The sequence below is a fragment of the Niveispirillum sp. genome, assembly GCF_017996735.1.
Taxonomy (GTDB): Bacteria; Pseudomonadota; Alphaproteobacteria; order Azospirillales; family Azospirillaceae; genus Niveispirillum.
Map to the genome: position 1 here is coordinate 102,349 of NZ_JAGOGJ010000003.1, position 25,728 is coordinate 128,076.

At 64.2% G+C, this 25,728-nt stretch carries 29 protein-coding genes; 19 read left to right on the forward strand and 10 right to left on the reverse strand.

Annotated elements, in window-relative coordinates:
- The first annotated feature begins 9 nt into the window (after nt 1-9).
- The 5 genes from KBA48_RS02215 (at nt 10) to KBA48_RS02235 (ending at nt 5,292) form a co-directional block, all read left to right on the forward strand.
- Nucleotides 10-855 (forward strand): shikimate dehydrogenase, encoded by an 846-nt coding sequence (locus KBA48_RS02215; protein ID WP_292903293.1) that lies wholly within the window; start codon nt 10-12, stop codon nt 853-855.
- A complete protein-coding gene (coaE, locus tag KBA48_RS02220; protein WP_292903294.1) occupies nt 852-1,475 on the forward strand; it encodes a dephospho-CoA kinase in 624 nt (207 codons plus the stop codon). The genes KBA48_RS02215 and coaE overlap by 4 nt, the downstream gene beginning before the upstream one ends.
- A gap of 6 nt (nt 1,476-1,481) precedes the next feature.
- Nucleotides 1,482-2,168 carry a DNA polymerase III subunit epsilon gene (gene dnaQ / locus KBA48_RS02225; protein ID WP_292903295.1) on the forward strand — a complete coding sequence of 229 codons (687 nt, stop codon included), beginning with the start codon at nt 1,482-1,484 and terminating at the stop codon, nt 2,166-2,168.
- An 82-nt stretch (nt 2,169-2,250) separates the two neighbouring features.
- On the forward strand, nt 2,251-4,113 hold the full coding sequence (locus tag KBA48_RS02230) for a DUF885 family protein (protein WP_292903296.1): 1,863 nt from the start codon (nt 2,251-2,253) through the stop codon (nt 4,111-4,113).
- 243 nt (nt 4,114-4,356) lie between these two features.
- Nucleotides 4,357-5,292, forward strand: coding sequence for a 5'-methylthioadenosine/S-adenosylhomocysteine nucleosidase (locus KBA48_RS02235; protein WP_292903297.1), 936 nt, complete (start codon nt 4,357-4,359; stop codon nt 5,290-5,292).
- On the opposite strand, the gene KBA48_RS02240 is transcribed toward KBA48_RS02235, so the two are convergent.
- Complete coding sequence (locus KBA48_RS02240; RefSeq protein ID WP_292903298.1) at nt 5,270-5,581, reverse strand: 4a-hydroxytetrahydrobiopterin dehydratase; 312 nt, start codon at nt 5,579-5,581, stop codon at nt 5,270-5,272. The two genes, KBA48_RS02235 and KBA48_RS02240, sit on opposite strands and share 23 nt — an antisense overlap.
- Before the next feature lie 104 nt (nt 5,582-5,685).
- On the opposite strand from KBA48_RS02240, the gene KBA48_RS02245 reads away from it, so the two are divergent.
- Together KBA48_RS02245 and KBA48_RS02250 are read left to right on the forward strand one after the other, a co-directional pair.
- The gene (locus KBA48_RS02245; protein WP_292903299.1) at nt 5,686-6,093 is read left to right on the forward strand and encodes a metallopeptidase family protein; all 408 of its coding nucleotides are present in this window, start codon (nt 5,686-5,688) and stop codon (nt 6,091-6,093) included.
- A 235-nt stretch (nt 6,094-6,328) separates the two neighbouring features.
- Nucleotides 6,329-6,694 carry a ribbon-helix-helix domain-containing protein gene (locus KBA48_RS02250; RefSeq protein WP_292903300.1) on the forward strand — a complete coding sequence of 122 codons (366 nt, stop codon included), beginning with the start codon at nt 6,329-6,331 and terminating at the stop codon, nt 6,692-6,694.
- Nucleotides 6,695-6,733: 39 nt separating this feature from the next.
- On the opposite strand, the gene KBA48_RS02255 is transcribed toward KBA48_RS02250, so the two are convergent.
- Complete coding sequence (locus KBA48_RS02255; protein WP_292903301.1) at nt 6,734-7,234, reverse strand: PaaI family thioesterase; 501 nt, start codon at nt 7,232-7,234, stop codon at nt 6,734-6,736.
- 163 nt (nt 7,235-7,397) lie between these two features.
- Here KBA48_RS02255 and KBA48_RS02260 point away from each other — a divergent pair, with 163 nt between their 5' ends.
- Nucleotides 7,398-8,882 carry a pentapeptide repeat-containing protein gene (locus KBA48_RS02260; RefSeq protein WP_292903302.1) on the forward strand — a complete coding sequence of 495 codons (1,485 nt, stop codon included), beginning with the start codon at nt 7,398-7,400 and terminating at the stop codon, nt 8,880-8,882.
- A 10-nt stretch (nt 8,883-8,892) separates the two neighbouring features.
- The gene (locus tag KBA48_RS02265; protein ID WP_292903303.1) at nt 8,893-9,633 is read left to right on the forward strand and encodes a DUF599 domain-containing protein; all 741 of its coding nucleotides are present in this window, start codon (nt 8,893-8,895) and stop codon (nt 9,631-9,633) included.
- Between the two features lie 105 nt (nt 9,634-9,738).
- On the opposite strand, the gene KBA48_RS02270 is transcribed toward KBA48_RS02265, so the two are convergent.
- Nucleotides 9,739-10,989, reverse strand: a complete 1,251-nt coding sequence (locus KBA48_RS02270) for an Hsp70 family protein (RefSeq protein WP_292903305.1) — start codon at nt 10,987-10,989, stop codon at nt 9,739-9,741.
- Nucleotides 10,990-11,235: 246 nt separating this feature from the next.
- Here KBA48_RS02270 and KBA48_RS02275 point away from each other — a divergent pair, with 246 nt between their 5' ends.
- The 3 genes from KBA48_RS02275 (at nt 11,236) to KBA48_RS02285 (ending at nt 12,429) form a co-directional block, all read left to right on the forward strand.
- A complete protein-coding gene (locus KBA48_RS02275; RefSeq protein WP_292903306.1) occupies nt 11,236-11,610 on the forward strand; it encodes a helix-turn-helix domain-containing protein in 375 nt (124 codons plus the stop codon).
- A 106-nt stretch (nt 11,611-11,716) separates the two neighbouring features.
- Nucleotides 11,717-12,175, forward strand: a complete 459-nt coding sequence (locus KBA48_RS02280; RefSeq protein WP_292903307.1) for a Fur family transcriptional regulator — start codon at nt 11,717-11,719, stop codon at nt 12,173-12,175.
- Nucleotides 12,175-12,429 (forward strand): hypothetical protein, encoded by a 255-nt coding sequence (locus KBA48_RS02285; RefSeq protein ID WP_292903308.1) that lies wholly within the window; start codon nt 12,175-12,177, stop codon nt 12,427-12,429. The genes KBA48_RS02280 and KBA48_RS02285 overlap by 1 nt, the downstream gene beginning before the upstream one ends.
- A 166-nt stretch (nt 12,430-12,595) precedes the next feature.
- Here KBA48_RS02285 and KBA48_RS02290 read toward each other — a convergent pair whose 3' ends face one another.
- From KBA48_RS02290 to purB, 3 genes are all read right to left on the reverse strand, one after another.
- A complete protein-coding gene (locus KBA48_RS02290; protein WP_292903309.1) occupies nt 12,596-12,748 on the reverse strand; it encodes a hypothetical protein in 153 nt (50 codons plus the stop codon).
- A 47-nt stretch (nt 12,749-12,795) separates the two neighbouring features.
- Complete coding sequence (locus KBA48_RS02295; RefSeq protein ID WP_292903310.1) at nt 12,796-12,948, reverse strand: hypothetical protein; 153 nt, start codon at nt 12,946-12,948, stop codon at nt 12,796-12,798.
- 416 nt (nt 12,949-13,364) lie between these two features.
- Nucleotides 13,365-14,660: an adenylosuccinate lyase gene (gene purB / locus KBA48_RS02300; RefSeq protein WP_292903311.1), complete on the reverse strand. Its 1,296-nt coding sequence runs from the start codon at nt 14,658-14,660 to the stop codon at nt 13,365-13,367.
- Nucleotides 14,661-15,074: 414 nt separating this feature from the next.
- Between purB and KBA48_RS02305 the strand changes: the two genes are divergently transcribed.
- The 4 genes from KBA48_RS02305 to KBA48_RS02320 all read left to right on the forward strand — a co-directional run bounded on the left by KBA48_RS02305 (nt 15,075) and on the right by KBA48_RS02320 (nt 17,785).
- The gene (locus KBA48_RS02305; RefSeq protein ID WP_292903312.1) at nt 15,075-16,331 is read left to right on the forward strand and encodes a hypothetical protein; all 1,257 of its coding nucleotides are present in this window, start codon (nt 15,075-15,077) and stop codon (nt 16,329-16,331) included.
- A 145-nt stretch (nt 16,332-16,476) separates the two neighbouring features.
- Entirely contained in the window at nt 16,477-16,779 is a 303-nt protein-coding gene (locus KBA48_RS02310; protein ID WP_292903314.1) for a hypothetical protein, read from the forward strand.
- Between the two features lie 5 nt (nt 16,780-16,784).
- A complete protein-coding gene (locus tag KBA48_RS02315) occupies nt 16,785-17,018 on the forward strand; it encodes a hypothetical protein (protein WP_292903315.1) in 234 nt (77 codons plus the stop codon).
- Nucleotides 17,015-17,785, forward strand: a complete 771-nt coding sequence (locus KBA48_RS02320) for a glycerophosphodiester phosphodiesterase (RefSeq protein ID WP_292903317.1) — start codon at nt 17,015-17,017, stop codon at nt 17,783-17,785. Before KBA48_RS02315 ends, KBA48_RS02320 begins: the two co-directional genes overlap by 4 nt.
- Here KBA48_RS02320 and KBA48_RS02325 read toward each other — a convergent pair whose 3' ends face one another.
- Nucleotides 17,786-18,796 (reverse strand): histidine kinase dimerization/phosphoacceptor domain -containing protein, encoded by a 1,011-nt coding sequence (locus KBA48_RS02325; RefSeq protein WP_292903319.1) that lies wholly within the window; start codon nt 18,794-18,796, stop codon nt 17,786-17,788.
- Between the two features lie 115 nt (nt 18,797-18,911).
- Nucleotides 18,912-19,190 carry a hypothetical protein gene (locus tag KBA48_RS02330; protein WP_292903321.1) on the reverse strand — a complete coding sequence of 93 codons (279 nt, stop codon included), beginning with the start codon at nt 19,188-19,190 and terminating at the stop codon, nt 18,912-18,914.
- 162 nt (nt 19,191-19,352) lie between these two features.
- Here KBA48_RS02330 and KBA48_RS02335 point away from each other — a divergent pair, with 162 nt between their 5' ends.
- Nucleotides 19,353-20,570 (forward strand): argininosuccinate synthase, encoded by a 1,218-nt coding sequence (locus tag KBA48_RS02335; RefSeq protein ID WP_292903323.1) that lies wholly within the window; start codon nt 19,353-19,355, stop codon nt 20,568-20,570.
- A gap of 67 nt (nt 20,571-20,637) precedes the next feature.
- Here the strand turns inward: KBA48_RS02335 and KBA48_RS02340 are convergent, their stop codons facing one another.
- Together KBA48_RS02340 and KBA48_RS02345 are read right to left on the reverse strand one after the other, a co-directional pair.
- Nucleotides 20,638-21,450: an arylamine N-acetyltransferase gene (locus KBA48_RS02340; protein WP_292903325.1), complete on the reverse strand. Its 813-nt coding sequence runs from the start codon at nt 21,448-21,450 to the stop codon at nt 20,638-20,640.
- Between the two features lie 138 nt (nt 21,451-21,588).
- Nucleotides 21,589-21,783 carry a hypothetical protein gene (locus KBA48_RS02345; protein WP_292903327.1) on the reverse strand — a complete coding sequence of 65 codons (195 nt, stop codon included), beginning with the start codon at nt 21,781-21,783 and terminating at the stop codon, nt 21,589-21,591.
- 548 nt (nt 21,784-22,331) lie between these two features.
- On the opposite strand from KBA48_RS02345, the gene dnaK reads away from it, so the two are divergent.
- Together dnaK and dnaJ are read left to right on the forward strand one after the other, a co-directional pair.
- On the forward strand, nt 22,332-24,257 hold the full coding sequence (gene dnaK / locus KBA48_RS02350) for a molecular chaperone DnaK (RefSeq protein ID WP_292903329.1): 1,926 nt from the start codon (nt 22,332-22,334) through the stop codon (nt 24,255-24,257).
- Between the two features lie 190 nt (nt 24,258-24,447).
- Entirely contained in the window at nt 24,448-25,593 is a 1,146-nt protein-coding gene (dnaJ, locus tag KBA48_RS02355; protein WP_292903331.1) for a molecular chaperone DnaJ, read from the forward strand.
- Nucleotides 25,594-25,728 lie beyond the last annotated feature (135 nt).

The following is a 25,728-nucleotide window of genomic DNA, read 5'->3' on the forward strand; positions in this document are numbered from 1 at the left end:
CGTATCTGAATGCTGACGGGTAAGGGGTTGGTCGCGGGTGTCATGGGGTGGCCTGTCGGCCATTCACGCAGCCCGCTGCTGCATGGTTTCTGGCTGCGCCATTATGGGATCGACGGGGCCTATGTGCCTCTGGCCGTGCCACCCGACCGGGCCGAACAGGCGATCCGGGCCTTGCCGGCCATGGGCTTTCGCGGCTGCAACCTCACCATCCCGCACAAGGAGGTGGCGTTCCGCATCGTCGACCGGCTGGACAGCAGCGCGCGGCGCATCGGCGCTGTCAACACCATCATCGTGGCACCCGACGGCACCCTGGAAGGGCGCAATACCGACGGGTTCGGTTTCTGGGAAAACCTGATCACCAGTGCGCCGGCCTCCTGGTCGGTGACACAGGGTCCGTCGGTGGTGCTGGGGGCGGGCGGCGCGGCGCGGGCCGTGGTTGTCGCCCTGCTGGATGCCGGCGCCCCGGAAATTCGCCTGCTGAACCGTACCCAGGCGCGGGCGGCCGAAATCGCCGCCGATCTGGGCGACCCCCGGATCAAGGTCGGGGCCTGGGACGGGCGGGATGCGGCGCTGGACGGCGCCGTGCTGCTGGTGAATTCCACCAGCCAGGGCATGACGGGCTATCCGCCCCTTGAAATCGACCTCTCGGCCTTGCCGTTGGACGCGATCGTCACCGATATCGTCTATGTCCCGCTGGTCACGCCCCTGCTTGCCACCGCATCGGCGCGGGGCAATCCCGTCGTGGATGGGCTGGGCATGCTGCTGCATCAGGCGCGGCCGGGTTTCCATGCCTGGTTCGGCACCGATCCGCAGGTGACCGAGGATCTGCGCCGTTTTGTGCTGGACCCGCGATGATCATCCTGGGCCTGACCGGTTCCATCGGCATGGGGAAGTCCACGGCGGCCATCATGCTGCGCCGCCTGGGCTGTCCCGTGCATGATGCCGACGCCACGGTCCACCGGCTTTACGCCAAGGGGGGCCGGGCGGTGCCGCGTGTGCAGGCGCTGTTCCCCGATGCCGTGAAGAATGGCGCCGTGGATCGGGCGGCCCTGGCTGCCTGCGTACTGGGCAAACCCGACGCCCTGAAACGGCTGGAGGAGGCGGTGCATCCGCTGACCCGCGCCGATGCCGATGCCTTCCTGAAACGCTGTGCCCGCCGGCGGGTGCCGGTGGTGGTGATGGATATCCCGCTTCTGTATGAGACACGGGGGGAGCGGCGTGTGGATGCCGTGGCCGTCGTCTCGGCCCCCGCCTGGCTGCAGCGTCAGCGCGTGCTGGCCCGGCCCGGCATGACCCCGGCCAAGCTGGCCAATATCCTGGCCCGCCAGGTGCCCGATCAGGTGAAGCGGCGGCGGGCCGACTTTGTGGTGCCGACCGGTTTGGGCCGGCGCTTGACGCTGTCCCACCTGCGCCGCATCGTATCTATCTTGAAGCACCGGCAGGGCCGTGTCTGGTCACCGGCACGAAAGGCCTGAACCACCATGCGTGAGATCGTCCTCGACACCGAAACCACGGGCATCGACCCGCTGAACGGCGATCGCATCGTCGAAATCGGCTGTGTGGAACTGTTCAACCATGTGTCCACGGGCAAGCATTACCACACCTACCTGAACCCTGAACGCGACATGCCGGCGGAAGCAGAGGCGGTACATGGCCTGTCCGCGGCGTTCCTGTCCGACAAGCCCCTGTTCCCCGCCATCGTGGGTGACTTCCTGGAATTCATCGGGGATGCCCAGTTGGTCATCCACAATGCCTCCTTCGATATCGGTTTCCTGAATATGGAACTGGTGCGGATCGGCATGGGCAAATTGTCCAACCCGGTCGTCGATACGGTTAAGATTGCGCGCAAGCGTTTCCCCGGCGCGCCGGCCAGCCTGGACGCACTCTGTCGCCGGTTCGAGATCGACAATTCCAACCGCACCCTGCACGGCGCCCTGCTGGACAGTCAGCTTCTGGCTGAGGTCTATCTGGAACTGATGGGCGGGCGGCAGCCCGATCTGGTGCTGGCCGGCGGCCCGTCCCAGAACCGGTCGGCCACGGATGGCGGCCCGACGCGGGCGGAACGGACCTTCCGGCCCGCCCGACCGCATGCCCCGCCACCAGACGAGCTGGCGGCCCATGAAGCCTTCGTGAAGGGCCTGAAAAACGCCGCCTGGCTGGCCTCCTGACGGCAGATTGGACCCGTTGTTTCATGTGAAACACGGGTTATAGTCGCGGATCTGTACGATAATCAGAACGGAACAGCGATCCATGCGTCTCAGCATCACCCGTCGCCAGTGGCTGGCCGGTACGGCCGGTCTTGCCTTGGCCGCCACCGCCCCGTTGCCCGCCTTTGCCCAGGGTCTGCCCGGTCCCCTGTCCCTGTCGGATGCGGCCAAGCCCAAGAACAAGGGCGATGCCGCGGCACTGCAGGCCTTCTTCGCGGAAACGTTCGAGGCGGCCTTGTCCCTGTCGCCGGAAACCCAGACGCAGCTTGGGCGCAAGACCGGTTACGACCGCTGGGATGATGGCAGTGACGCCTTTGCCGAAGCCGTCGTCGCCCGCACCCGTCAGGCGCTGGACCTGCTGCGCCAGGGGTGGGACCCGGCGAAGCTGGATGCCGCCGACCGGCTGAATTTCCGCCTGTATGAGGCGCAGTGCGAGGCGGATATTGAGGAACATCGCTGGCGCAACCACCGCTATCCGCTGAACCATCTGTATGGCCGCCATACCGGTATCCCCAGCTTCCTGGCCAATCAGCAGGAAGTGGCCGATGTGTCGGACGCGCGGGCCTATCTGGCCCGTCTGAACGGCATTCCCGTCGTCATCCAGAATGTCATCCGCCGGGGGGAGGATGCGGCCGCGCGGGGTGTGGTGCCGCCGAAATTTTCCCTGACCAAGATGCGGCCTGACATCCGCTCCGTCATCACCGGCGCCCCGTTCGACCAGGGGCCGGACAGCGCGCTGTACGCCGATTTCAAGAAGAAGGTCGGGGCCCTGTCCATTCCGCAGGCGGAGAAGGACAAGCTGGTGGCGGAGGCCGCCGCCATCCTGGCCAGCCGGGTCAAACCCGCCTATGAGGCGATGGACGCTGCCGTGGCCAAGCTGGAAGCCGTCGCCACCCAGGATGACGGTGTCTGGAAGCTGCCCGACGGCGACGCCTATTACCGTTTCTGCGTGAAGAACAGCACCACGACGGACATGACCCCGGCCGAGATCCATGATCTGGGCCTGAAACATGTGGGCCTGCTGCAGGAAGAGATGCATGGCATCATGCGCAAGGTGGGATTCCAGGGCAGCCTGCCGGAATTCTTCAACCATCTGCGCACCGATCCGCAATTCTATTTCAGCGACGATGATGCCGGCCGCGCCGCCTATCTGGCCCATTGCGAAAAGGTGATCGCGGACTTTTCCAAGCGTCTGGACGAATGGTTCATCACCAAGCCCAAGGCCCCCGTCATCGTGAAGCGGGTCGAACCCTATCGTGAAAAGTCCGCCCCGCCCGCCTTCTATAACCAGCCCACGCCCGATGGCTCGCGGCCCGGCATCTTCTACGCCAACCTCGCCAATATGCGGGAAATGGCGAAATGGCAGATCGACGCCATCGTCTATCACGAGGCCATCCCCGGCCATCACATGCAGATCGCCATTTCCCAGGAACTGGGCGACGTGCCGGAATTCCGCCGCTACAGCTTTTTCGGCGCCTATATCGAGGGCTGGGGCCTTTATGCCGAACGCCTGCCCAAGGAATACGGCTTCTACCAGGACCTCTATGCCGATTTCGGCCGGCTGACGACGCAGATCTGGCGGGCTGTCCGGCTGGTCGTTGACAGCGGCATCCATGCCAAGCGCTGGACCCGTGAACAGGCCATCGATTATTTCGTGGCCAACACCCCGCTGAACCGGGATCAGGTGATCCGCGAGATCGACCGGTACATCGTCAGCCCCGGCCAGGCCACCAGCTATTATGTCGGTATGCTGAAGATCCTGGACCTGCGCGACAAGGCCAAGAAGGCATTGGGGGCGAAGTTCGACCTGCGCGGCTTCCATGATCTGGTGCTGCGCACCGGGGCCGTGCCGCTGGAAGTGCTGGGCGAACAGGTTGAGGCTTGGATCAAGTCTAAGAAGGCCTAATGCCAAGAGCCATGGAGCATGGCTCTTGGTCTGTGCACGCGCCCTCACGCGCCGGGCGCCGCCATCCGGCGGCTTGTGCTTACGCGCACATGGGTGCGGACCGCCAGTCGGCGGCCTCCAAGGGGCATGGGCCATGACCCTTGGTTTAATGCGGCCGGTGGGGAGGGGTTGCCCTCCCCATTGACGTGCTTGTCATCTGTCGCCACCATGTTCATCCCGCACTGCAACATGGATGGCGTCTTCATGATCCGGCTGATCCCCGCCCTGCTGACCCTGCTGCTGTTCCTGGCACCGGCGCGGGCGGAGTTGTTGGACGACACGCCGCGCACCGCCGTGATGTCGGCCTTCGCGCCGGAACTGGTCACCCTGCTGGCCAATACCAAGGACAAGAAGGTGATGAGTGTGCATGGCGTGGATTTCACGCTGGGCACCCTGTCGGGCCGGCCCGTGGTCCTGGTCCTGTCAGGTGTCAGCATGGTGAATGCCGCCATGACGACGCAGATGCTGCTGGACCGGTTCAAGGTGGATGCCCTGCTGTTCAGCGGCATTGCCGGGGGCCTTGACCCCAACCTGCATATCGGTGACGTGGCCGTGCCCCGCCGCTGGGGCCAGTATCTGGAAAGCCATTTTGTGCGGGAAGGGGCCGATGGTGCGCTGAAACCCGTGCCATGGGCCAGCCTGCCCTATCCTGCCTATGGGGTGATCCAGCCCTCCAACGCCTATGTCCGGGTGCCGGGCAAGGCGGAACCGGTGCGCAAATTCTGGTTCGAAACCGATGCGGGCCTGTTCGCCCTGGCGGAGAAGGCTGTGGTGGCGGTGAAGCTGGATAAATGCGCCGCCAACAAGACCTGTCTTGAGACAAGTCCCAAGATCATCATGGGTGGGGACGGTGTCTCCGGCCCGGCCTTCATGGACAATGCCGGCTGGCGCACCTATCTGAACGGCACCATCGGGGCCAGGGTCGTGGATATGGAAAGCGCTGCCGTCGCCCTGGTCGCCGAACAGAATGGCGTGCCCTATATCATCTTCCGGTCCGTGTCCGATCTGGCCGGTGCCGACCCGGATGAAAACCGCATCCCCACCTTCATGGCGCTGGCGTCCAGCAACGCCGCCAAGCTGGTGACGGCGATGCTGGCGGCGATGAAGGCGGGCGGGGTCAGCGCGCCGCCTGCTCCATGAATGTCGCCATCTCGATGTCCAGGCGGCTGAGTCCGCCGACATCGTGGGTGTTCAGTGTGACATCGACGCGGTTATAGACATTGAACCATTCGGGATGATGGTCGATCCTGTCGGCCAGGATGGCGACGCGGGTCATGAAGCCGAACGCCTCGTTGAAATCCTTGAAACGGAAGGTTTTCACGATTGCCGCCTGATCGGCGCGCAGCGTCCAGCCGGGCAGGGTCCCCAGCGAAGCCGTCACGGCATCGGGGTCCAGTTTCGGCGGGCGGCCGGTTTGGGCTTGCGTCATGTCTTCCTCCTGATCAGGATTTGCTGGCCTGTAGGTGGACCGGGGCGGGGGCGGCGTCAAGCCGCCATGACTGCCCGGTTATTGTTTGTCCTGATTGGTATCCCATGACCTCGCTGCGCCGCTTCACCACCGCCCCGACCCTGGAAGAGATGGAATCGATTGCCGCCCGCGCGGCCGAAACCATTCCCGAGGCCCTGCGCAGCCATGTGCGCAATGTCCTGATCCGGGTGGAGGATTTCCCCGACGAGGAGACGGAGCGCGAAATGGGCCTGGAAAGCCCGTTCGACCTGCTGGGTCTGTATCGTGGTGTCGGCATGCCCTGGCAGAGCGTGACGCAGCCGCGCCTGGAACCGGACCTGATTTTCCTCTACCGCCGTCCCATCCTGGATTACTGGTGCGAGACGGGAGAGGATCTGGACCATCTGGTCCGCCATGTGCTGATCCATGAGATCGGCCATCATTTCGGTTTCAGCGACGCCGACATGGAAGCGCTGGAAGCCGACCTGGACTGATGCCAGTGCTGATAAATTCCGACCTATCGGAATTGATCGGCTTCGGCGGCCTGTCCCGTGCCCATTCTGCACGGTGCGGATGGTATCCCCATGGGCCATGCGCCCGCCCGGCGGCAACCGCCTTTACCCGAGACTGATTTTAATTGATCTGGTCATATGACGTGACATATAGGTTTATGTGTCTGCATATTGATTTATGCGGGGGTCAATCAGAGATCAGAAAGGGGAGGCGTCAGTGCCGCCGCGTTCGAAGCGTTTCACGGGTGAAGAACTGCCTGATGGCAGCAGCACCCTGGTTATCCGCAACGTCGTTGTTCTGGGCAAGCGCACCAGTCTGCGCATGGAGCCCGAAATGTGGGATGCCCTGGCGGATGTCGCGTCACGTGAAGGACATAACGTCCATGACATCTGCACCCGCATCGTGGAACGCAAGCCGGCCGCCGCCTCCCTGACGGCGGCCATCCGCGTGTTCCTGGTGAATTATTACCGCCTTGCTGCGACGGATGAGGGGCATGCGCGGGCGGGACACGGGCAGGTCGGGGTCGATATCATCGCCGCCGCCCTGAACTATATCCCCACCCACGGCAGCCCTGCAGGATGACTACTAGAAGATGAATAAATAATAGAGTAGTCGCTGGGCTCAGCGTCCGGCCTGCACAAAGCAGGTGCTGGTGCCGTGGGCGTAGAGCTTGCCATCGTCGCGCCCGACGACCCGCCCTTCCGCCAGGATCAGGGTGCGGCCGGCATTGATGACCTTGCCTTCCACCCGCACGATGCCGGCATCGCGCAGAATGGGGCGCAGGAAGTTGACCTTCAGGTCGACCGTGCCGTAACCCGCACCGGCCGGCAGCAGCGTATGCACGGCACAGCCCATGGCGCTGTCCAGCAGCGTGGCGGCGAAACCGCCATGGACCGTGCCCAGCGGGTTCAGCACATGGTCACCCGGTTCCCCTTGGAAGGCGACCGCGCCCTCCGTCACCTCGCCCGGCAGCAGGCTCATCCCCATTGTGGCGGCCATGCTGGGCGCTGGCAGTTTGCCCTGCGCGATCATCCGTATGATGTCGATCCCCGGCAGCGTGGCCAGCAGGTCCATATTCAGCGGGGTGGCGTCCCAATCGTAACTGCGTGTGCGGGGGGTCATGGCGCTTGCCTGTGAAAAGAACGAACGATCGTATTATACGCGATGGACAGGTTGGGTCAACCATTCGCGGAACACATCGCTTCGCAGGATTGTGGAGCTTTATTCTCTAGCGTAGGGTGCGGATGCAATCATCACCGATGCCGGTTTCCGGGGCCAACGACCAATGACCAATCCAGCCACGCCCGCCCGCGACCTTGATCTGCTGCGCAAGGAATTTCAGCTTCACCGCCAATGGCTTGACGGCAAGGGCGGAAGACGGGCCGAACTGGCTTTCCAGGACCTGTCGGGCCTGACCCTGAAGGGCGTGCGCCTGGCAGAGGCGAAACTGGCCGGGGCCAACCTGTCGGGATGCAACCTGGAAGGTGCCGATCTGGCGCGGGCCGATCTGTTCGGCGCCGATCTGGAGGGAGCCGAACTGACCGGGGCCAACCTGATGGGGGCGGACCTGCGCGGCGCCAACCTGCACCGGGCCACCTTGAACGATGTCATCCTGCGCGGTGCCGATTTCCGGTCCGGCACCCTGTCCGACAGCAGCGGCGCCACCAAGCGTGACGGCGCAGCGGTTCTGACGGAGGCGCGGCTGGAACGTGCCATCCTCTGTTCGGCCAAGCTGACGGGGTGCGACCTGACGGGGGCCGACCTGATGGATGCCGATCTGGCCGGGGCCGACCTGTCGAAATGCGTGATGCTGGGCGTTGACCTGACGGGCGCCAACCTGATGGGTGCGCAGCTTGCCGGCACGATGGTGGACAGCGAGATGCTGTCGCGCGGCCGGCATCTGCCCGAGGGTGTCACCACCATGATCGCCTCGCCCAGCCGCCGGCGCATCCCGACCGCCGAACTGTCGGCCATGATCGATGGCCATGAACAATGGATCGAAACGGGCGGGGCCAAGGGCGCACGCCTGGACCTGGACATGGCGGAACTGGACCCGCTGGTGCTGCATGGCCGCAACCTGGCCGGCGCCCGCCTGCGTCGCTGCAGGCTGGCTTCGGCCGACTGGTCCGACAACCGGCTGGAAATGGCCGACCTGTCCTATAGCGACCTGTCACAGTCGGTGCTGGACGGGTCCGTCCTGTCGGGCGCCACCTTGCGCCGGGCCAACCTGTCGGGGGCCCATCTGGCCGGGGTCGACCTGACGGCGCAGACCCTGTCCGGCGGCCGCACCTGGCCTGCCAATCTGGATGGCGCCATCCTGCGCGGGGCCGACCTGACCAATGCCGTCCTGTCCGGTGCCATCCTGCGCAAGGCCGATCTGGCCGGCGCCATCGTCACGGGTGTGAACATGCGCGGGGCCGATCTGGCGGGCGCCACGCGGAGCGGGGATGGCGATGCCAAGCAGCGCCGCCGCCTGCGCCGGTTCGTGCAGCCGCCTCTGGCCGTGGGCAGCCGCAAGGGGACGGCCCGCACCCGTAACTGGTCCTTTGGCGGGTTGGCGCTGGATGCCGACCCGGGCCATTACCAGGAAGGCGAACTGGTCACGCTGCTGGTGGCGGCACCGGGGGCCGGCGACCCGGTTCCCGTGCAGGCCCGGGTGATGGCGCTGGACGCGACCACCCGTTCCGTGTCAGTGAAATTCGAGCCGCTGACATCCGAACTGAAGAACTATCTGAACGGGTTGGTGGCGCCGCGTTACCGCCTGGGCTGAGGGTGTTCCCATGCCGCCGCTATTTACGTCGCTGACGCTGCTGGATGGCGCGGCGTTCGTCTGGTTCGTGCTGCTCTGGTGGGGCTATGGCTGGCTGACCGACCGGCGTCAGGGGGCGCCGACCAGCCTGAACCAGCATATGCTGCGTATCCGTATCCGCTGGATGACCAACATGCTGTACCGGGACAACCGGGTGATGGACAGCATGCTGATGGGCCATCTGATCCACAGCGTCTCCTTCTTCGCCTCCACAACCGTGCTGGTGCTGGCGGGCCTGCTGGGCATCCTGGCCTCGTCGGAAAGCTCCTACAAGGTGGTGATGGAACTGGGCTTCACCCAGCCCACCGCAAAGCCGGTGTTCGAGGCCAAGCTGCTGCTGCTGCTGGCCATCTTCGTCTACAGCTTTTTTTCCTTCACCTGGGCCGTGCGGCAGTTCAACTACACCATCGCCCTGATCGGCGGCGCGCCGCTGGACCCGGGGGAAGAGGCGCTGACAACGGCCAAGGCGGCGGCCAAGATGATGACCCTGGCCATCACCAGCTTCAACCGCGGCCTGCGCGGCTATTACTACGCCTTTGCCAGCCTGGGCTGGATGATCCACCCCTATGCCTTCGCCGCCCTGGTGACCCTGGTCACCTATGTGCTGTGGCGACGGCAGTTCCGTTCCGCCGCCTTTGATGCGGTCGCCCGCTATTCCGCCCATGGCATGGGCGAGCGGCCGCACGGCACCAAGGGGCAGGGCGGGATGTAGTACCAGTCCGCTACGGGCGCGGATGCACCGGCCCGGCCAATGAGGGGACAGGGAATCCGCCGTGATCGGTAACGGAGCAGGGCAGGTTGGTATTGGGAAACGGGGTCAGGCGTAGCGCCGCCCCGCCTCGATGGTCAGGCCCAGGCCGACGGCGCCGAACTTGTCGCCTTCGACGATGCGGGCCTCCGGCAGGGCACCCGTGATGGCGCCACGCACGGCCGGCAGTAGTGTGGAACCACCGGTCAGGAAGATGGCGTCCACCTGATCGGGGCGCAGGCCGGCCTGACGCAGGCAGTCCGTGGTCATGGCGGCCAGCCTTTCCACGGGATCGGCGACGGCCGCCGCCAGACGGCCACGGGTGGACGGGGCGTCCAGGCCCTTTTCGACCAGCGACAGGTCGATATCGAAAGTGCTGGACCCCGACAGCGCGATCTTTGCCTCTTCCACCTTCATGGCCAGCGCGTGGCCCAGATGCTCTTCCAGCACCGTGACCAGCCGGCGGATCAGTTGCGGATGCTTCGCCTCCTTCACCAGCCGTTCGACATCGGTCAGGACGGCCGGGCTGTACAGGAAGTTGATCTTGGCCCAGGTAGCCAGATCCACATAAAGATGGTTCGGCGTCAGCAGCCCCGGACGCAGCAGCGGTGACCGATAGCCCAGATGCGGCATCACCGCTTCCAGGCTCAACAGCCGGTCGAAATCCGTGCCGCCGATGCGTACGCCGTCATTGGCCAGGATGTCATCGGCCCGTTCCGTCCGGGGCGCCCGGTCGGGACCAATGCGCACGATGGAAAAGTCCGACGTGCCGCCGCCGATATCGGCGATCAGGGCGATCTGCTCGGCATTGATCTGCGCCTCATAGGCCAGCGCCGCCGCGATCGGCTCATACTGGAAGCTGACATCCTTGAAACCGCTGGCCCGCGCAATGTCGGCCAGTGCGTTTTCCGCCCGCTGGTCGGCGGCATCATCGCCATCGACAAAATGCACGGGCCGGCCATGGACGACATGGGTCAGTTCCCGGCCGCAACGGCGCTCGCCCTCTTCCTTGATATGGCGGATGACCAGGCCGATGACCTCGCGGAAGCCCACGCGGCGACGGCCCAGCAATGTCTCCTCATCGATCAGGCTGGTGCCCAGCACCGATTTGATCGACCGCATCAGGCGCCCGTCGCCCCCCGCCACATAGGCATTGATGGCGGCCCGGCCAAAGGCGGGGCGGTGGGTCTCAAAATCGAAGAAAATGGCGCTGGGCAGCGTATCATGCTCGCCCTCCAGCGACAGCATGCGTGTGCCCGCGTCATCCGCCACGCCCAGCGTGGAATTGGAGGTGCCGAAATCCAGCCCGCACGCCACCATGATCCTGAACCCTTCAACCCGGCAAAAGGGGCCGGTTTCTAAGCTACACAGCGCCGATGGTCAACCCGTGACGGTTTCAACCCGGTTGCGCCCGCCGGTCTTGGCCCGATACAGCGCCCGGTCCCGCATCGCAGATGTAAAACTATATATCAGTGAACTCTTGTCATTTTGCCGACAGATGGTTTGCCGTCCGCGCAGACCCGGCTATGCTGACCCCCTCCATCCCGTTGTTCCACTCCGGTGCCCATGACCCCGTTTGGTAGCCGTGTCCGTCAGCTTCGCGCCCAAAAGGGCGCCAGCCTGAAACAGATGGCGGATGAGCTGGAAATATCCTCGGCCTATCTCTCCGCCCTGGAACATGGGCACAAGGGGGTGCCATCGCCGATGCTGCTGCGCCAGATCTGCACCTATTTCGGCCTGATCTGGGATGCGGCGGAGGAGATGGAGCGGCTGGCCGCCCTGTCAGACCCGCGCGTCACCGTGGATACGGCGGGGCTGACACCCGACCATACGCTGGTGGCCAATCTTCTGGCCCGCGACATCGCGCGACTGACCCCGGCACAGCTATCGGCGCTGTTGGGGCTGCTGGACAGGGAACTGCCAGCCTTGACGCCGGTATAACGTGGATTTATCGAATGAATACGTCCATCCCTCTCGCCTTGGCGCGCGGGATGGTCCATATGTTGGCGCATAATTCGCCATGAGAACCGGATCGGAGACGACGGACATGCCATCCCGCCTCGAACAGCTTTGCGTCCAAAAGGGCCTCAAGATGACTGAACAGCGCCGCGTCATCAGCCGCGTGCTGTCGGACAGCCAAGACCACCCGGACGTGGAGCAGGTTTACCGGCGGGCTGTGGAGATCGATCCGCATATTTCCATCGCCACCGTCTACCGCACCATGCGCCTGTTCGAAGAGGCGAATGTCATCGAGCGGCTGGATTTCGGCGATGGCCGCGCCCGCTATGAAGAGGCGCGGGATGAGCATCACCATCACCTGATCGACGTGCAGACGGGTGAGGTGGTCGAATTCTCCAGCGAGGAACTGGAGACGATCAAGCAGAAGATCGCCGATGAGCTGGGTTACCGCCTGATCGGCCATCGGCTGGAACTCTACGGCGTGCGCAAGGACCGTCCCGTGGTGGAACGGACCTATGTGCCCGGTGGCCACGGTTCGAAGGTCTGATGCACATGGGACGGGACGACATTCCCAAGGAATTTCTGGGCAAACCCTGCGCAGATCATTCGGCGGCGGGGACCGGTGAGTGCTGCCGCTCCGCCGTTACCCGCGCCTATCGGGAGATGCGGTCGCGCGGGGTGCCGGATACCCATTGTCTGGATGTCGCCATGGCCGTCTATCAATGGCACCACCCGGAAGCGGAGGCCGTATCCAGTGCGGCCATCGTCGGGTCCTGGGTATGGGGTCAGACCCGGCACTGAGCCCGGATCACGCATTGGTGAATGTCGGATCATCAGGCTGCCACCCCATCGGGGGCGGGCAATGGCGCCTTCGGCGGCCAGCATGCCGTCTGTACGGCGTCAGTCTCTTCTAAACGGCCGGCCTTCCGGCCGATTCCCCCCGGCGGCTGCCGATGGGGCAGGGGCATCACAGCAGCGTGTTCAGAACCATGGCGATAAAGGCGGCAACGGACAGAACCGTGGCGGCTTCGACCGCGCTGACGCCATCCTTCAGAAAAGCACCGAAGCCGGACAGGACTTCATCGGCGTCATGGGCGGCGGCGTTGATGTAAGCGGACATGGAAAGTCTCCTTGATCTCGAAGGGGGTCGGGGTAAACGGGGCTGGTTTACAGCATCATATTCAGGCTGAGCGCCACCAGGCCGGCGATGGCGAGCACAGTGGTGGCTTCGATCAGATCGGCGACGGTGGGCAGCGAGGCGAAGAAGCTTTCCACAATGTTGTCGTCGGCGGCTTCGATCTGGTTCGTCAGGCTGGTCATCTTCATCTCCGTGGGTTCGTGTCTTTCGATGACCCTGTATCAGCAAAGGGTGTGCCAACTGGATTTTTGGCATATTCTGGAAAATATCCAGGGGCTGTGACGCCATATGCGTCCACAAAGTGGCGAAAATGGCCAAATGATGGCTGGATCGCCCTGCGATCATCGCGACGATTGTCCGAAAATGAACAGGTTGGGGCGCGAGACTGTCCGTCAGCGGACGTTTGGCGCGGCGATGGGGGCCATCGCCCGCGTAGCAGAATGCAACCCCGCCATGCATGAAGTGGGGCCTTTCCAACGCCGCTGTTGGAGGGGCGGTGCCAAAGAAAAAGGCCCCTGCACTGCTGTTTCAAGCAATGCAGGGGCCCCGATCTCACCCACGCTTCACGCCGGCAGCACTTATGCTGCCGGCCCTGCGATCACTCGCCGAACACGCGGCGGAAGATCGTGTCCACATGCTTGGTGTGATAGCCCAGGTCGAAGGCGTCATCGATGGCGGCCGCCGTCAGGTGCTTCATCACATCGGCGTCGGATTTCAGCATGGTGCGGAAATCTTTGCCTTCCAGCCAGACCGGCATGGCATTGCGCTGCACCGCGCGATAGGCGTCCTCACGGCTCATTCCCGCCTGGGTCAGGGCCAGCAGCACGCGCTGCGAATTGTGCAGGCCGCCCAGCATATCCAGGTTCTTCTGCAGATTGTCCGGATAGACCACCAGCTTTTCCACCAGACCCGTGGCGCGGGCCAGGGCGAAATCCAGGGTGACGGTGGCGTCGGGGCCGATCATGCGCTCCACGGACGAGTGCGAGATATCGCGCTCATGCCACAGGGTGACATTCTCCAGCGCCGGGGTGACATAGCCGCGCACGATGCGGCTCAGGCCCGACAGGTTCTCCGACAGTACCGGGTTGCGCTTGTGCGGCATGGCGCTGCTGCCCTTTTGCCCGGGCGAGAAATATTCCTCCGCCTCGCGCACTTCACTGCGCTGCAGGTGGCGGACTTCCGTGGCCAGATTGTCCAGGCTGGCGGCGATGACGCCCAGGGTCGCGAAGAACATGGCATGGCGGTCGCGCGGGATCACCTGGGTGGAATGCGGCTCCACCGTCAGGCCCAGCTTCTCCGCCACATATTCCTCAACGAACGGATCGATATTGGCGAAGGTGCCGACCGCACCGGAGATGGCGCAGGTCGCGATCTCGGCGCGGGCGGCCTGCAGGCGCGTCTTGTTGCGGGCGAAGGCCGCGTAATGGCCGGCCAGCTTCACGCCGAAGGTGGTCGGCTCGGCATGGATGCCGTGGCTGCGGCCGATGGTGGCCGTGTACTTGTGCTCCAGCGCGCGGCGCTTCAGGGCGTCCAGCAGCTTGTCCAGATCAGCCAGCAGCAGATCGGCGGCCTGGGTCATCTGCACGGCCAGGCAGGTGTCCAGCACGTCGGAGCTGGTCATGCCCTGGTGGACGAATCGTGCCTCCGGGCCGACATGTTCGGCCAGGTTGGTCAGGAAGGCGATGACGTCATGCTTGGTCTCGCGCTCGATCTCGTCGATGCGGTCGATCTCCCAGGCCCCGCGATCCCATACGGCCTTCGCGGCCTCGGCCGGGATGACACCCAGCTTGGCCTGCGCATCGCAGGCATGGGCCTCAATCTCGAACCAGATGCGGAACCGGTTCTCCGGGTCCCAGATGCGGGTCATTTCGGGGCGGGAGTAGCGGGGGATCATGATCGTCGGCCCTGGCGCAATAGATGTGGCGGGAAAGGCGGGGCGGACCATAAGGGCATGCGGCGCCGCTGACCAGTGCCGCCCCCGACAGGGTGCCATGCCCGCCACCTGTGGCACGGATGTCACGCATCTTAACCGTACCCGGCCCCACGCCAAAGGTCGGGGTTACAGTTTAATGACACCCATTGTCACAATCATATCGTTCTGATGTGTCGGACAGTAATAGACGGCTCGATCCCATCGTCGATCCCAATCATTTCCACGGCACATCACCGCCATCACTGTTGCGATACGACCACATGTGCGTGGGAACCCGACATCTTGCACGCCAAACAGGTGGTCTGTCACATCTTTGACGCCGTACTGTAATAAACGAGTGCCCCGGAACGGGGCCGCCCACGGGAGGATTTGCCGATGAGAGTTTCGCCCCGGATCACCGCCACGTTCCTGGCCGGTGCTGCGCTGCTTGCCGTTTCCACTGCCCCGGCCCAGGCGCAGCAGGCCCCGGCCGGTGAGGTCGAGGCGCTGCGCGCCCAGGTGCAGGCCCTGATGGCCCGCATCGAAAAGCTGGAAAAGGCCCCCAGCACCCCCGCCGGCCCGCCGGCCAGCAAGGATGCCCCGCTCGTCTCCGCCGATGTCTTCAAGGCGCCGCAGGTCACGCAGTCCGGCAACAGCAAGGTGAAGCTGACCCTGTCGGGCCAGATCGGCCGGGCCGTCGAATTCGCCGATGACGGCTATGACAGTGACACGATGTTCGTGGACAACGCCCAGGCCTCCACCCGCATCCGGGTCTCTGGTCAGGCGAAGCTGGACGATAACTGGACGGCCGGTTCGGACATCGAGTTCGAAACCAGCTCCGGCTCCTCCCGCGCCACCGGCTTCGGCACGGATGCCGGCGCCTTCTCCGTGAATGAGCGCAAGGCCGAATTCTGGGTCCAGCATAAGAGCTTTGGCCGCCTCTGGGTGGGTCAGGGCGACACGGCCACCAATGTGACGTCCGAGGTCGATCTGTCGGGCACGGCCACGCTGGTCAGCCATACGGATGTCGGCTCGCTGTTCGGCGGGGTGCTGTTCCGTAACAAGGCGAACCGTGCGGCCGGCCCCAACATCAATACCGTCTTCAACAATTTCGACGGGTTGAGCCGTGACGACCGCCTGCGCTACGACACGCCCAGCTTCGGCGGCTTCATGCTGTCGACCAGCTTCATCGAAGGCGGGGCCACGGATTTCGCCGCCCGCTATACGGGCAAGATCGGTGATACCGAGGTCGCGGGCGCCATCGGCTATGCCGACAATGACAGCCGCACCGGTTTCGATACCCAGACAAACGGCTCCATCTCGGTCAAGTTCGCCAGCGGCTTCAATGTGACGGCCGCCGCCGGCACCCGCGATGTCGGTCCCCGCGACAGCGACTTCTGGTATGGCAAGCTTGGTTACCTGGCCAATGTGACCGGCCTGGGTAACAGTGCCTTCGTGGTCGATTATCTGGTGCAGAAGGATCTGGCCATCGCCGGTGGCGACGCCAAGGCCTGGTCGGTCGGGTATGTGCAGACGATCGATGCGTTCGCGACCGATTTCTATGTCAGCTATCGCAACCACAGCTATGACACGCGCACGGTCAAGTACAAGGACGTCAACGGTCTGATCTCGGGCGCCCGCGTCCGCTTCTGACCCTTGTTTTCCATCACCGCAGCCCGGTCGGTCGCGGTTCGGCCCGGTTCCTCCGCTGGCGGCGCGGGGAACCGGGTTTTTTTGTCCCGGTCGTTACCATGTTGACCCAATGCCGTTTCATGCTATCTCCCCCTGACGGTTTTTGATGGCGGATCGGGTGATGGACGGGGCGGAAGCGGGGATGGGGGGCTGGCAACTGGCCCTGGTGGTACATGTGGTCCTGACCCTTGCCGCCCTGTGGCCCGGCCGGCGGCTGTTACATCGGGCTGGTCTGCCCGTGGTCTGGCTGGTCTGGCTGGCGCTGCCTTTGCTGGGTTGGGCGGTGTTTGCCAGCCTTCTGGCCTTCAGACCCTGGCCGAACCTGCCGCCGCTTCCGGAAAAGCTGCATCCCCGCGAAAGAATGAAACGCCAGCGGGCCCGGGAACAGGCCGCGAAGGGAGAGGGCTGACAGCCATGCCGCGTTATGGCGATCTGGTGGACATACTGTGGTTCCTGCCGGGCTGGGCTTCCATTCTGGTGGTGGTGCTGACCATCACCTGGACGGTCTGCATGGCGGGCATCGCCTTGGGCAAAACGGGTCGCAACCCGCTCTGGGCCCTGGCGGCGTTTTTCTTTTTCCCGCTGCTGACGGTCGGGCTGTGGGTCGTGGCCTTCACCCGATGGCCCCGGCTTGACCGGAAACCATGAGGGCAGCGACGCGCCATCCCTATCTGGATCATCCCGGCCCCATCCCCTTTGCCCACCGTGGCGGTGGTCGGGAGGCGCCGGAGAACAGCATGACGGCTTTTGCCCGGGCCGTTGATCTGGGCTACCGCTATATGGAAACCGATGTCCAGGTGACGGCGGACGGGCGGCTGATCGTTTTCCATGATCCGGTGCTCGACGGGCTGACCGATGGTCAGGGGCGGGTGGGGACCTTGCCCTGGTCAGAGGTGTCGCAGGCTCGCGTGGGCGGGCGCGAGCCGATCCCGCTGCTGGATGAATTGCTGGAAACCTGGCCGGACCTGCGCCTCAACATCGATCCGAAATCGGACATGGCGGCCGAGGCCCTGGCCGTGGCGTTGCGGCGGCATGGGGCGCTGGACCGTGTCTGCGTCGGTTCCTTCTCCGGGGGCCGCCTGGCCGGACTGCGCCGCGCCTTGGGTCCCGATCTTTGCTCCTCCGCGGGTCCGTGGGATGTGGCGCGGATCTGGGCAGCGGGTCATGGTCTGCCGGTGCCGCCGCCGCGCGGGCCGCATTGCCTGCAGGTCCCCGTCTCTCATCGCGGCCTGACGGTAGTCACGCCCGGGATGCTGCGGGCGGCCCATGCCTGCAACCTGCCGGTCCATGTCTGGACCGTGGATGAGGTGGCGGAGATGGAACGGCTGCTGGATCTGGGGGTGGACGGCCTTATCACCGACCGGCCGACCCTGTTGCGCGATGTTCTGGTGCGGCGTGGATTGTGGGCTGGCTGATCACACGGTGAAGCACAGGCGGGCCTGTGCCCCGGCGCCGGTATCCACCATGCTGAAATCCCCGTCCAACTGCCGGGTCAGCAACTGAACCAGCCGCAGCCCCAGGCTGGACGTCGCCGCGGCATCGAAACCGGGGGGCAGGCCGGTCCCGTTGTCGCTGACCGACAGTTCCACGCGGTTGCCCTGGTCCATCCGCGCCTCCACCCGGATTGACCCGTCATGACGTCCGACGAAGGCATGTTCCAGGCAGTTGCTGACCAGTTCCGCAACCACCAGGGCGGCGGGGATCACCTTGTCGGTGGGCAGGGGAAGGGGGGTGGCGTCGACGGCAACGCTGATCCCGACCGGTGCGCCCGCCTGGACCACATCCTCAACCAGTTCCGACAGGAAGCCGGCAAAATTGCCATGGGCGTTGCCCGGATCGTGCAGCCGCCGCTGGATTCTGCCGATGGTAGCCAGGCGGTTCGACGCCTCTGTCAGGGCGCGTCGCGCCGCGGGATCGGTAACGTCGGCCTTCTGCAGGGCCAGCAAGGCGGAGACGATCTGGATATTGTTGGAGACGCGGTGCTGCAACTCCGCGAACAGCACGGCCCGGTGGGCGGCAAGTTCGCTGGCCTCCTGTTCGGCCTTCCTGGCTCTGGCCCTTTCCAGGCGCACCCGCATCAGCGCCAGGTTCATCACATGGATGATGGCGATGTCGATGGCCACGATCAGCATAAAAAACCCCAGCGCCAGGGCGCCGCGACCATTCAACCCGAACCCGTCGGGCGGAATGAAGAAATACCAGGCCGCCAGCGTGGAAAGCGCGGCCGTCAGGATGCCCGGCCACAAACCGGCAAAGAATGTGGTCAGGATCACTGCCGGAAAGAAGGTCAGGAACGGAAAGCCGGTCGGTAAGGCGTGGTTCGCCATTTTGCGCACGGCCAGCGCCAGGAGAAAGGCGGCCAGCGCAAAACCATAGGCAAAAAGCGGAGACCGTCTGCTGGTTTCGATCGCCAGGAGAAGCGCCATCTTACCGGCCTTCGTGCAAATTAAAGTTTTTCCAGGCGGGACGATAGCAACATTGCCCGATCCCGTCGCGGGGTTAATCACAATCGGCGGAGGCCTGTCCAGAGGGAGACCGGGGTCAGCCCCGGTCGCCATCCGGCGGCATCCGCCGGGTTACCTCTTCATGCACGGCCTGGTCGTGACCGCTGCGGTTGGAGAAGAAAACCAGGGCCATAAGCCCGCCCCCAACGACCAGGGAGCCCAGGATCCCAAGCCCCAGCGCGATAAAGCCATGCAGGCTGATCCCCTGTTCGGGTCCCCCGCCACCCACCGCGTTCCAGGCCATGACGCCGCCGACCGCCGCCGCCAGCAGCATCACCAGCAGGCAGGCGATCATCGCAATCCCACCCCGGCTCATGTTTCCCCCGTCATTTGTCACATGCTCCCGTGCGGGATATGGGGCCTGCCACCGGTGCCGCCCAGCCCCCCGGATGGTGCGGGCTTCACGGTCTGGACAGTTGCGACGGCCCCCGATAACTTCCGTGCCCGGTTCAACCTGTTACCGCAACGGATATTTCCCATGAAAAGCGGCGTGAAGAAAGTCGTGCTGGCCTATTCGGGCGGCCTCGACACCTCGGTGATCCTGAAATGGCTGCAGGAAACCTATGCTTGCGAGGTCGTGACCTTCACCGCCGATCTCGGCCAGGGCGAGGAGCTGGAGCCCGCCCGCAAGAAGGCCGAGCTTCTGGGCGTGAAGCCGGAGAACATCTTCATCGACGATCTGCGTGAAGAGTTCGTGCGCGATTTCGTGTTCCCGATGTTCCGGGCCAACACCCTGTATGAAGGCACGTATCTGCTGGGCACCTCCATCGCCCGGCCGCTGATCGCCAAGCGCCAGATCGAGATCGCCAAGCAGGTCGGCGCCGACGCCGTGGCCCATGGCGCCACCGGCAAGGGCAATGATCAGGTCCGCTTCGAACTGGGCTATTACGCGCTGAAGCCCGACGTCACCGTGATCGCCCCCTGGCGCGAATGGGACCTGAACAGCCGCACCCAGCTTCTGGAATTCGCCGAGAAGCACCAGATCCCCATCGCCAAGGATAAGCGCGGCGAGGCGCCGTACAGCACGGACGCCAACCTGCTGCACATCTCCTACGAAGGCAAGGCCCTGGAAGATCCGTGGGTGGAGGCGGACGAGGATATGTACACCCGCTCCGTCGCGCCCGAAAAGGCGCCGGACGAGGCCGAATATGTCGAGATCGAATATGAGAAGGGCGACGCCGTCGCCGTGAATGGCGTGAAGCTGACGCCGGCCGCTCTGTTGACGGAACTGAACCGTCTGGCCGGGAAGCATGGCATCGGCCGTCTGGATCTGGTGGAAAATCGCTTCGTCGGCATGAAGTCGCGCGGCGTGTACGAAACGCCGGGCGGCACGCTGCTGTCGGTTGCCCATCGCGGCATCGAAAGCATCACGCTGGACCGCGAGGCGCTGCACCTCAAGGACGAGCTGATGCCGCGCTATGCCAAGCTGATCTATAACGGCTTCTGGTTCAGCCCGGAGCGCGAGGCGCTGCAGGCCTTGATCGACAGCACCCAGCAGCGGGTGAATGGTGTCGTGCGCCTGAAGCTGTTCAAGGGCTCCGCCCGCGTGGTGGGCCGCAAGAGCCCCAACAGCCTCTATCGCCTGGACTATGTGACGTTCGAGGCCGACAGCGTCTATAACCAGAAGGACGCGGAAGGCTTCATCAAGCTGAACGCCCTGCGTCTGCGTCTGAACAGCATCGCCAAGGGTCTGTGATCACCCCTGGTCGTGTTGACTGATCCTGGTGCCGCCCGCGCTCCGCAAGGACGCGGGCGGTTCCATTTCAGGGGCTAATCCCCTCTATGGGGTGCAGCACGGCTCCGTCCGGCAGCTCGATCAGGAACCGGTCACGCAGGACATGGCGGAACATCGCCTCGTCCCTGATCTCCAACTCCTCCACCAACGCGCCCTGCAGACGGCGGCGATACTGGCCGTTCAGCAATGTATGCCGTTCCGTCAGGGTTGTACGCGCCGCCACCCGGTTCTGTACAAAACGGGAAGCGGGATGGGTGGAAGTGTAATGGTTGCCGAAGATCAGGTCCTGATCCACCACAGGTTCATCACCGAACCAGTAAAGCCCCACCCAGCCGCCATCGCGCCACAACGACAGTTCCCATCCCGGCGCCCAGTCGGAAAGGGACAGCCGCCAGCGTTCACCGGCGCTGTCATATTCCCCCGCTTCCAGCGGCAGCGGTTCCACCAGACAGGAGCCGCCGAACCCGACATCGGCCAGATACCGCCGTTCCCCGGCCGCGACCAGCAGGATCAGGTGGCTGCGGCCCCCCGGATCGCCGCCGAGGCGGACACGCGCCACACGCCGCGTGACATCGAAACCGATCGCGACAAGGACCGCGTGGAGCAGGCTGTTCTGTTCAAAACAGTACCCGCCCCGTCGCTGCCCCACCAGCTTGGCCATGATCGCGGCCAGTTCCAGCCGGATGGGCAGGCCCATCTGGATATCCAGATTTTCGAAGGGAATGGCGCCAACATGCGCGACATGCAGCGCCCGAAGGGTCGCATGATCAGCGGCGATGGCACCATGATGGCCGATACGGGCCAGATAGGCGGGAAGATCGAATGCCGACGGATCGTTCATGGCGGGACAGGTCCGGAAAAGGCCGCAGGTATTTTCATCCCTTAGGCCAAATCCGCGCACCCAGGCAAGCCGAGCGGCGCCCGGCGCATGAGGCACCATGGTCCCATGCCGGGAGGCATGGGACCATGGTGCCCGATATCAGCAGCTTCCCGCGACCTTGCGGTGGACAAGATCACCCGGTGCCGGGCGTGCGGCCATGACGGCATTCTTGCGCGACGATCGCGCCGCGTCATCGGCCGCCAGGACGGCCAGGGCCAGGAACTCCGCCAGATCGTCCATCTGGCTGCGGCGGGCATCCTTTACCAGGCTTTCCAGGCACCGCTTGATGGCCATGGCCACCTCCGGCGCCGGTTCGTCCCCCGTTGCATCAGAATTATTAATCGAACAGTCCATCATCGGTCGCGCCCCCTTCTCGATGACTGCCAGCTTTTTAAAGCCAATCCCTGTCTAAGATTCGATGCTACTTCGTTTCCATGAAGAAACAAAGGCATAAACATATTAATTTTTACTGATAATAAGTATAATCGCTTATTTTGTTTTAATAATCAAACATAAGTAGTCAATGTTGCGATTTTGCAACCCAGTGAACGTATGGTTTACTTATACGTCATATGAACATGTTTACACGGGATGAAATTTTGTGCGCCTATTCATGCGTGAGTGCGCATGGCTTTCCCGATCTGGGGGACCATGATCACACAGGGCAAGGCAGCCTTGACGAAAATGTCGAACCCGGGACCTTGGCAGGACAGTTGCGCAGTAAAGCGGGCCTGCCTATATCTGCTGTGCGCCAGGACGGTGATCCGTCCCGGAGATCAACGATGGGGACCATATCGCGGTGCTTTGGGCTGCGGGCGGTCTGCCAAACAAGAGAGGTCGTCATGAGCAAGGTTATCGGTATCGATCTGGGCACCACGAATTCCTGCGTGGCCGTCATGGAAGGCACGCAGGCCAAGGTTATCGAGAATGCCGAAGGCGCGCGCACCACGCCGTCCATGGTCGCCTTCACCCAGGGTGGTGAACGGCTGACCGGTCAGCCCGCGAAGCGCCAGGCCGTCACGAACCCCGACAACACCCTGTTCGCCATCAAGCGCCTGATCGGCCGCCGTTATGACGATCCGGTGACCAAGAAGGACGCGGCGCTGGTCCCGTACAAGATCGTGTCGGGCGGCAATGGCGACGCCTGGGTCGAGGCGCATGGTGAGAAGTACAGCCCCAGCCAGGTTAGCGCCTTCATTCTGCAGAAGATGAAGGAGACGGCCGAGGCGTATCTGGGTGAAAAGGTCACCCAGGCCGTCATCACCGTTCCCGCCTATTTTAATGACAGCCAGCGTCAGGCCACCAAGGATGCCGGCAAGATCGCCGGCCTGGAAGTGCTGCGCATCATCAACGAGCCGACGGCCGCCGCCCTTGCCTATGGCATGGAGAAGAAGGGCACCGGCACCATCGCCGTGTACGACCTTGGCGGCGGTACCTTCGACGTGTCGATCCTGGAGATCGGTGACGGCGTGTTCGAGGTGAAGTCCACCAACGGCGACACCTTCCTGGGCGGTGAGGATTTCGACGGCAAGATCATCGATTACCTGGCCGAGGAATTCCAGAAGGAGCAGGGCATCGACCTGCGCAAGGACCGTCTGGCCCTGCAGCGCCTGAAGGAAGCCGCCGAAAAGGCCAAGATCGAGCTGTCCAGCTCCGTCCAGACCGAAGTCAACCTGCCCTTCATCACGGCCGACGCGTCGGGTCCCAAGCACCTGAACATCAAGCTGACCCGCGCCAAGCTGGAAGCCCTGGTGGATGATCTGGTGCGTCGTACCGTCGGCCCCTGTCAGGCCGCGCTGAAGGATGCCGGTCTGAAGGCGTCGGAAGTGGATGAGGTGATCCTGGTCGGCGGCATGACCCGCATGCCCAAGATCATCGAGACCGTGAAGCAGATCTTCGGCAAGGAGCCGAACCGTGGCGTGAACCCCGACGAGGTGGTGGCCATCGGTGCGGCCATCCAGGGCGGCGTCCTGAAGGGCGACGTCAAGGACGTGCTGCTGCTGGACGTCACCCCGCTGTCGCTGGGCATTGAGACGCTGGGCGGTGTCTTCACCCGCCTGATCGACCGCAACACCACGATCCCGACCAAGAAGAGCCAGGTCTTCTCCACGGCGGAGGACAACCAGTCCGCCGTGACCATCCGCGTGTTCCAGGGTGAGCGCGAGATGGCGGCCGACAACAAGATGCTGGGCCAGTTCGACCTGATGGGCATTCCGTCGGCCCCGCGCGGCGTGCCGCAGATCGAGGTGAGCTTCGACATCGACGCCAACGGCATCGTCAATGTCGGCGCCAAGGACAAGGCCACCGGCAAGGAGCAGGTGATCCGCATCCAGGCGTCCGGCGGTCTGTCGGACAGCGACATCCAGAAGATGGTCAAGGACGCTGAAGAACACGCGGCCGAGGACAAGAAGCGCAAGGAACTGGTCGAGGCCAAGAACCACGCCGACGGTCTGATCCACTCCACCGAACGGACGCTGAAGGACAACGAGGACAAGGTGTCCCCGGCTGACAAGTCCGCCGTGGAAGCCGCCATCGCCGACCTGAAGACGGCCCTGGCTGGTGACGATGCCGCCGCCATCAAGGCCAAGACCGACGCCCTGACCCAGGCCAGCATGAAGGTCGGTGAGGCCCTGTACAAGGCCGGCCAGGAAACCGGCCCCACCAATGGCCCGTCCGCTTCCGCTTCTGCCGGTGACGACGATGCCGCCGGGGGCGAGAAGGTTGTGGATGCCGACTTCGAAGAAGTCGACGACCGCAAGAAGAACTGACGCCGCTTGACCCCCACACTTTCGGGGGCGGGACAGCCGTTCCAAGTCAGGCGCTGGCCCGCCCGGATGATCCGGGCGGGCCTGTTTCTTGGACAGGGAACAGGCAGGGAATGTTGATGAATGGGCTTCCAATCCGGGTGCGGCGCCATTGACGGGCCGCCGGGCCGGATGTGAAGGGACAGGGGCCACCATGTCGAAGCGCGATTATTACGAAGTCCTCGGCGCCCAGAAAACCGCCAGCGCCGACGACCTGAAAAAGGCCTATCGCAAAATGGCCATGCAATATCACCCTGACCGCAATCAGGGTGACAAGGCGGCCGAACAGAAATTCAAGGAAATCAACGAAGCCTATGATTGCCTGAAGGACGAGCAGAAGCGTGCCGCCTATGACCGGTTCGGCCATGCCGCCTTTGAAGGCGGCGGCGGACGTCCGGGTGCGGGCGGTGGTGCCGGTGGCTTCGATTTCGGCGGCGGCTTCGCCGACATCTTCGACGAGATGTTTGGGGAGTTCATGGGGCGCGGCGGCCGTGGCGGCCAGACCAACAACCGCGGCAACGACCTGCGCTATAACCTGGAAATCAGCCTGGAGGATGCCTTCAAGGGCTCCGCCACCCAGGTGCGTGTGCCGACCAGCGTCATGTGCGACCCCTGCGGCGGGTCGGGGGCGGAGGCGGGCAGCAGCCCCACCACCTGCGGCACCTGTAACGGGGCCGGCAAGGTGCGGGCGCAGCAGGGTTTCTTCACCATCGAACGTTCCTGCCCCACCTGTAATGGGGCGGGCCGCGTCATCAAGGACCCGTGCCGCCATTGCAACGGCCAGGGCCGGGTGCGCAAGGAAAAGACCCTGCAGGTCTCCATTCCGCCGGGGGTGGAGGATGGCACCCGCATCCGTCTGGCCGGAGAGGGTGAGGCGGGCTTGCGCGGCGGTTCGCCGGGCGATCTCTATATCTTCCTGTCGATCGGCGCGCACCGGTTCTTTCAGCGTGACGGGGCGAACCTGCATTGCCGGGTGCCCATCCCCATGACCACGGCGACGCTGGGCGGGACCATCGAGGTGCCAACCATCGATGGCAGCCGCGCCAAGGTGAACGTGCCCGCCGGCACCCAGACGGGGCACCAGTTCCGCCTGAAGGGCAAGGGCATGAGCGTGCTGCGCAGCCCGGCGCGCGGCGACATGTACATCAATGTCATGGTCGAAACCCCCGTCAACCTGACGAAGCGCCAGCAGGAATTGCTGCGCGAATTCGAAAAGGAAGCGGCGGAGAAGGGCCATAATCCCGAGTCGGAGGGCTTTTTCGCCAAGGTGAAAGAGTTCTTCGCGGATTTGAAGGATTGAGGGCAGGACGATATGCCCTGTCGTCATCCCCGCGAAGGCGGGGATCCAGCGTGAGCGGCAGGTGCCGCGACATGTGTCATATCGGCGCTGACCGCGCCTCATGCTGGGTCCCCGCTTTCGCGGGGATGACAAATG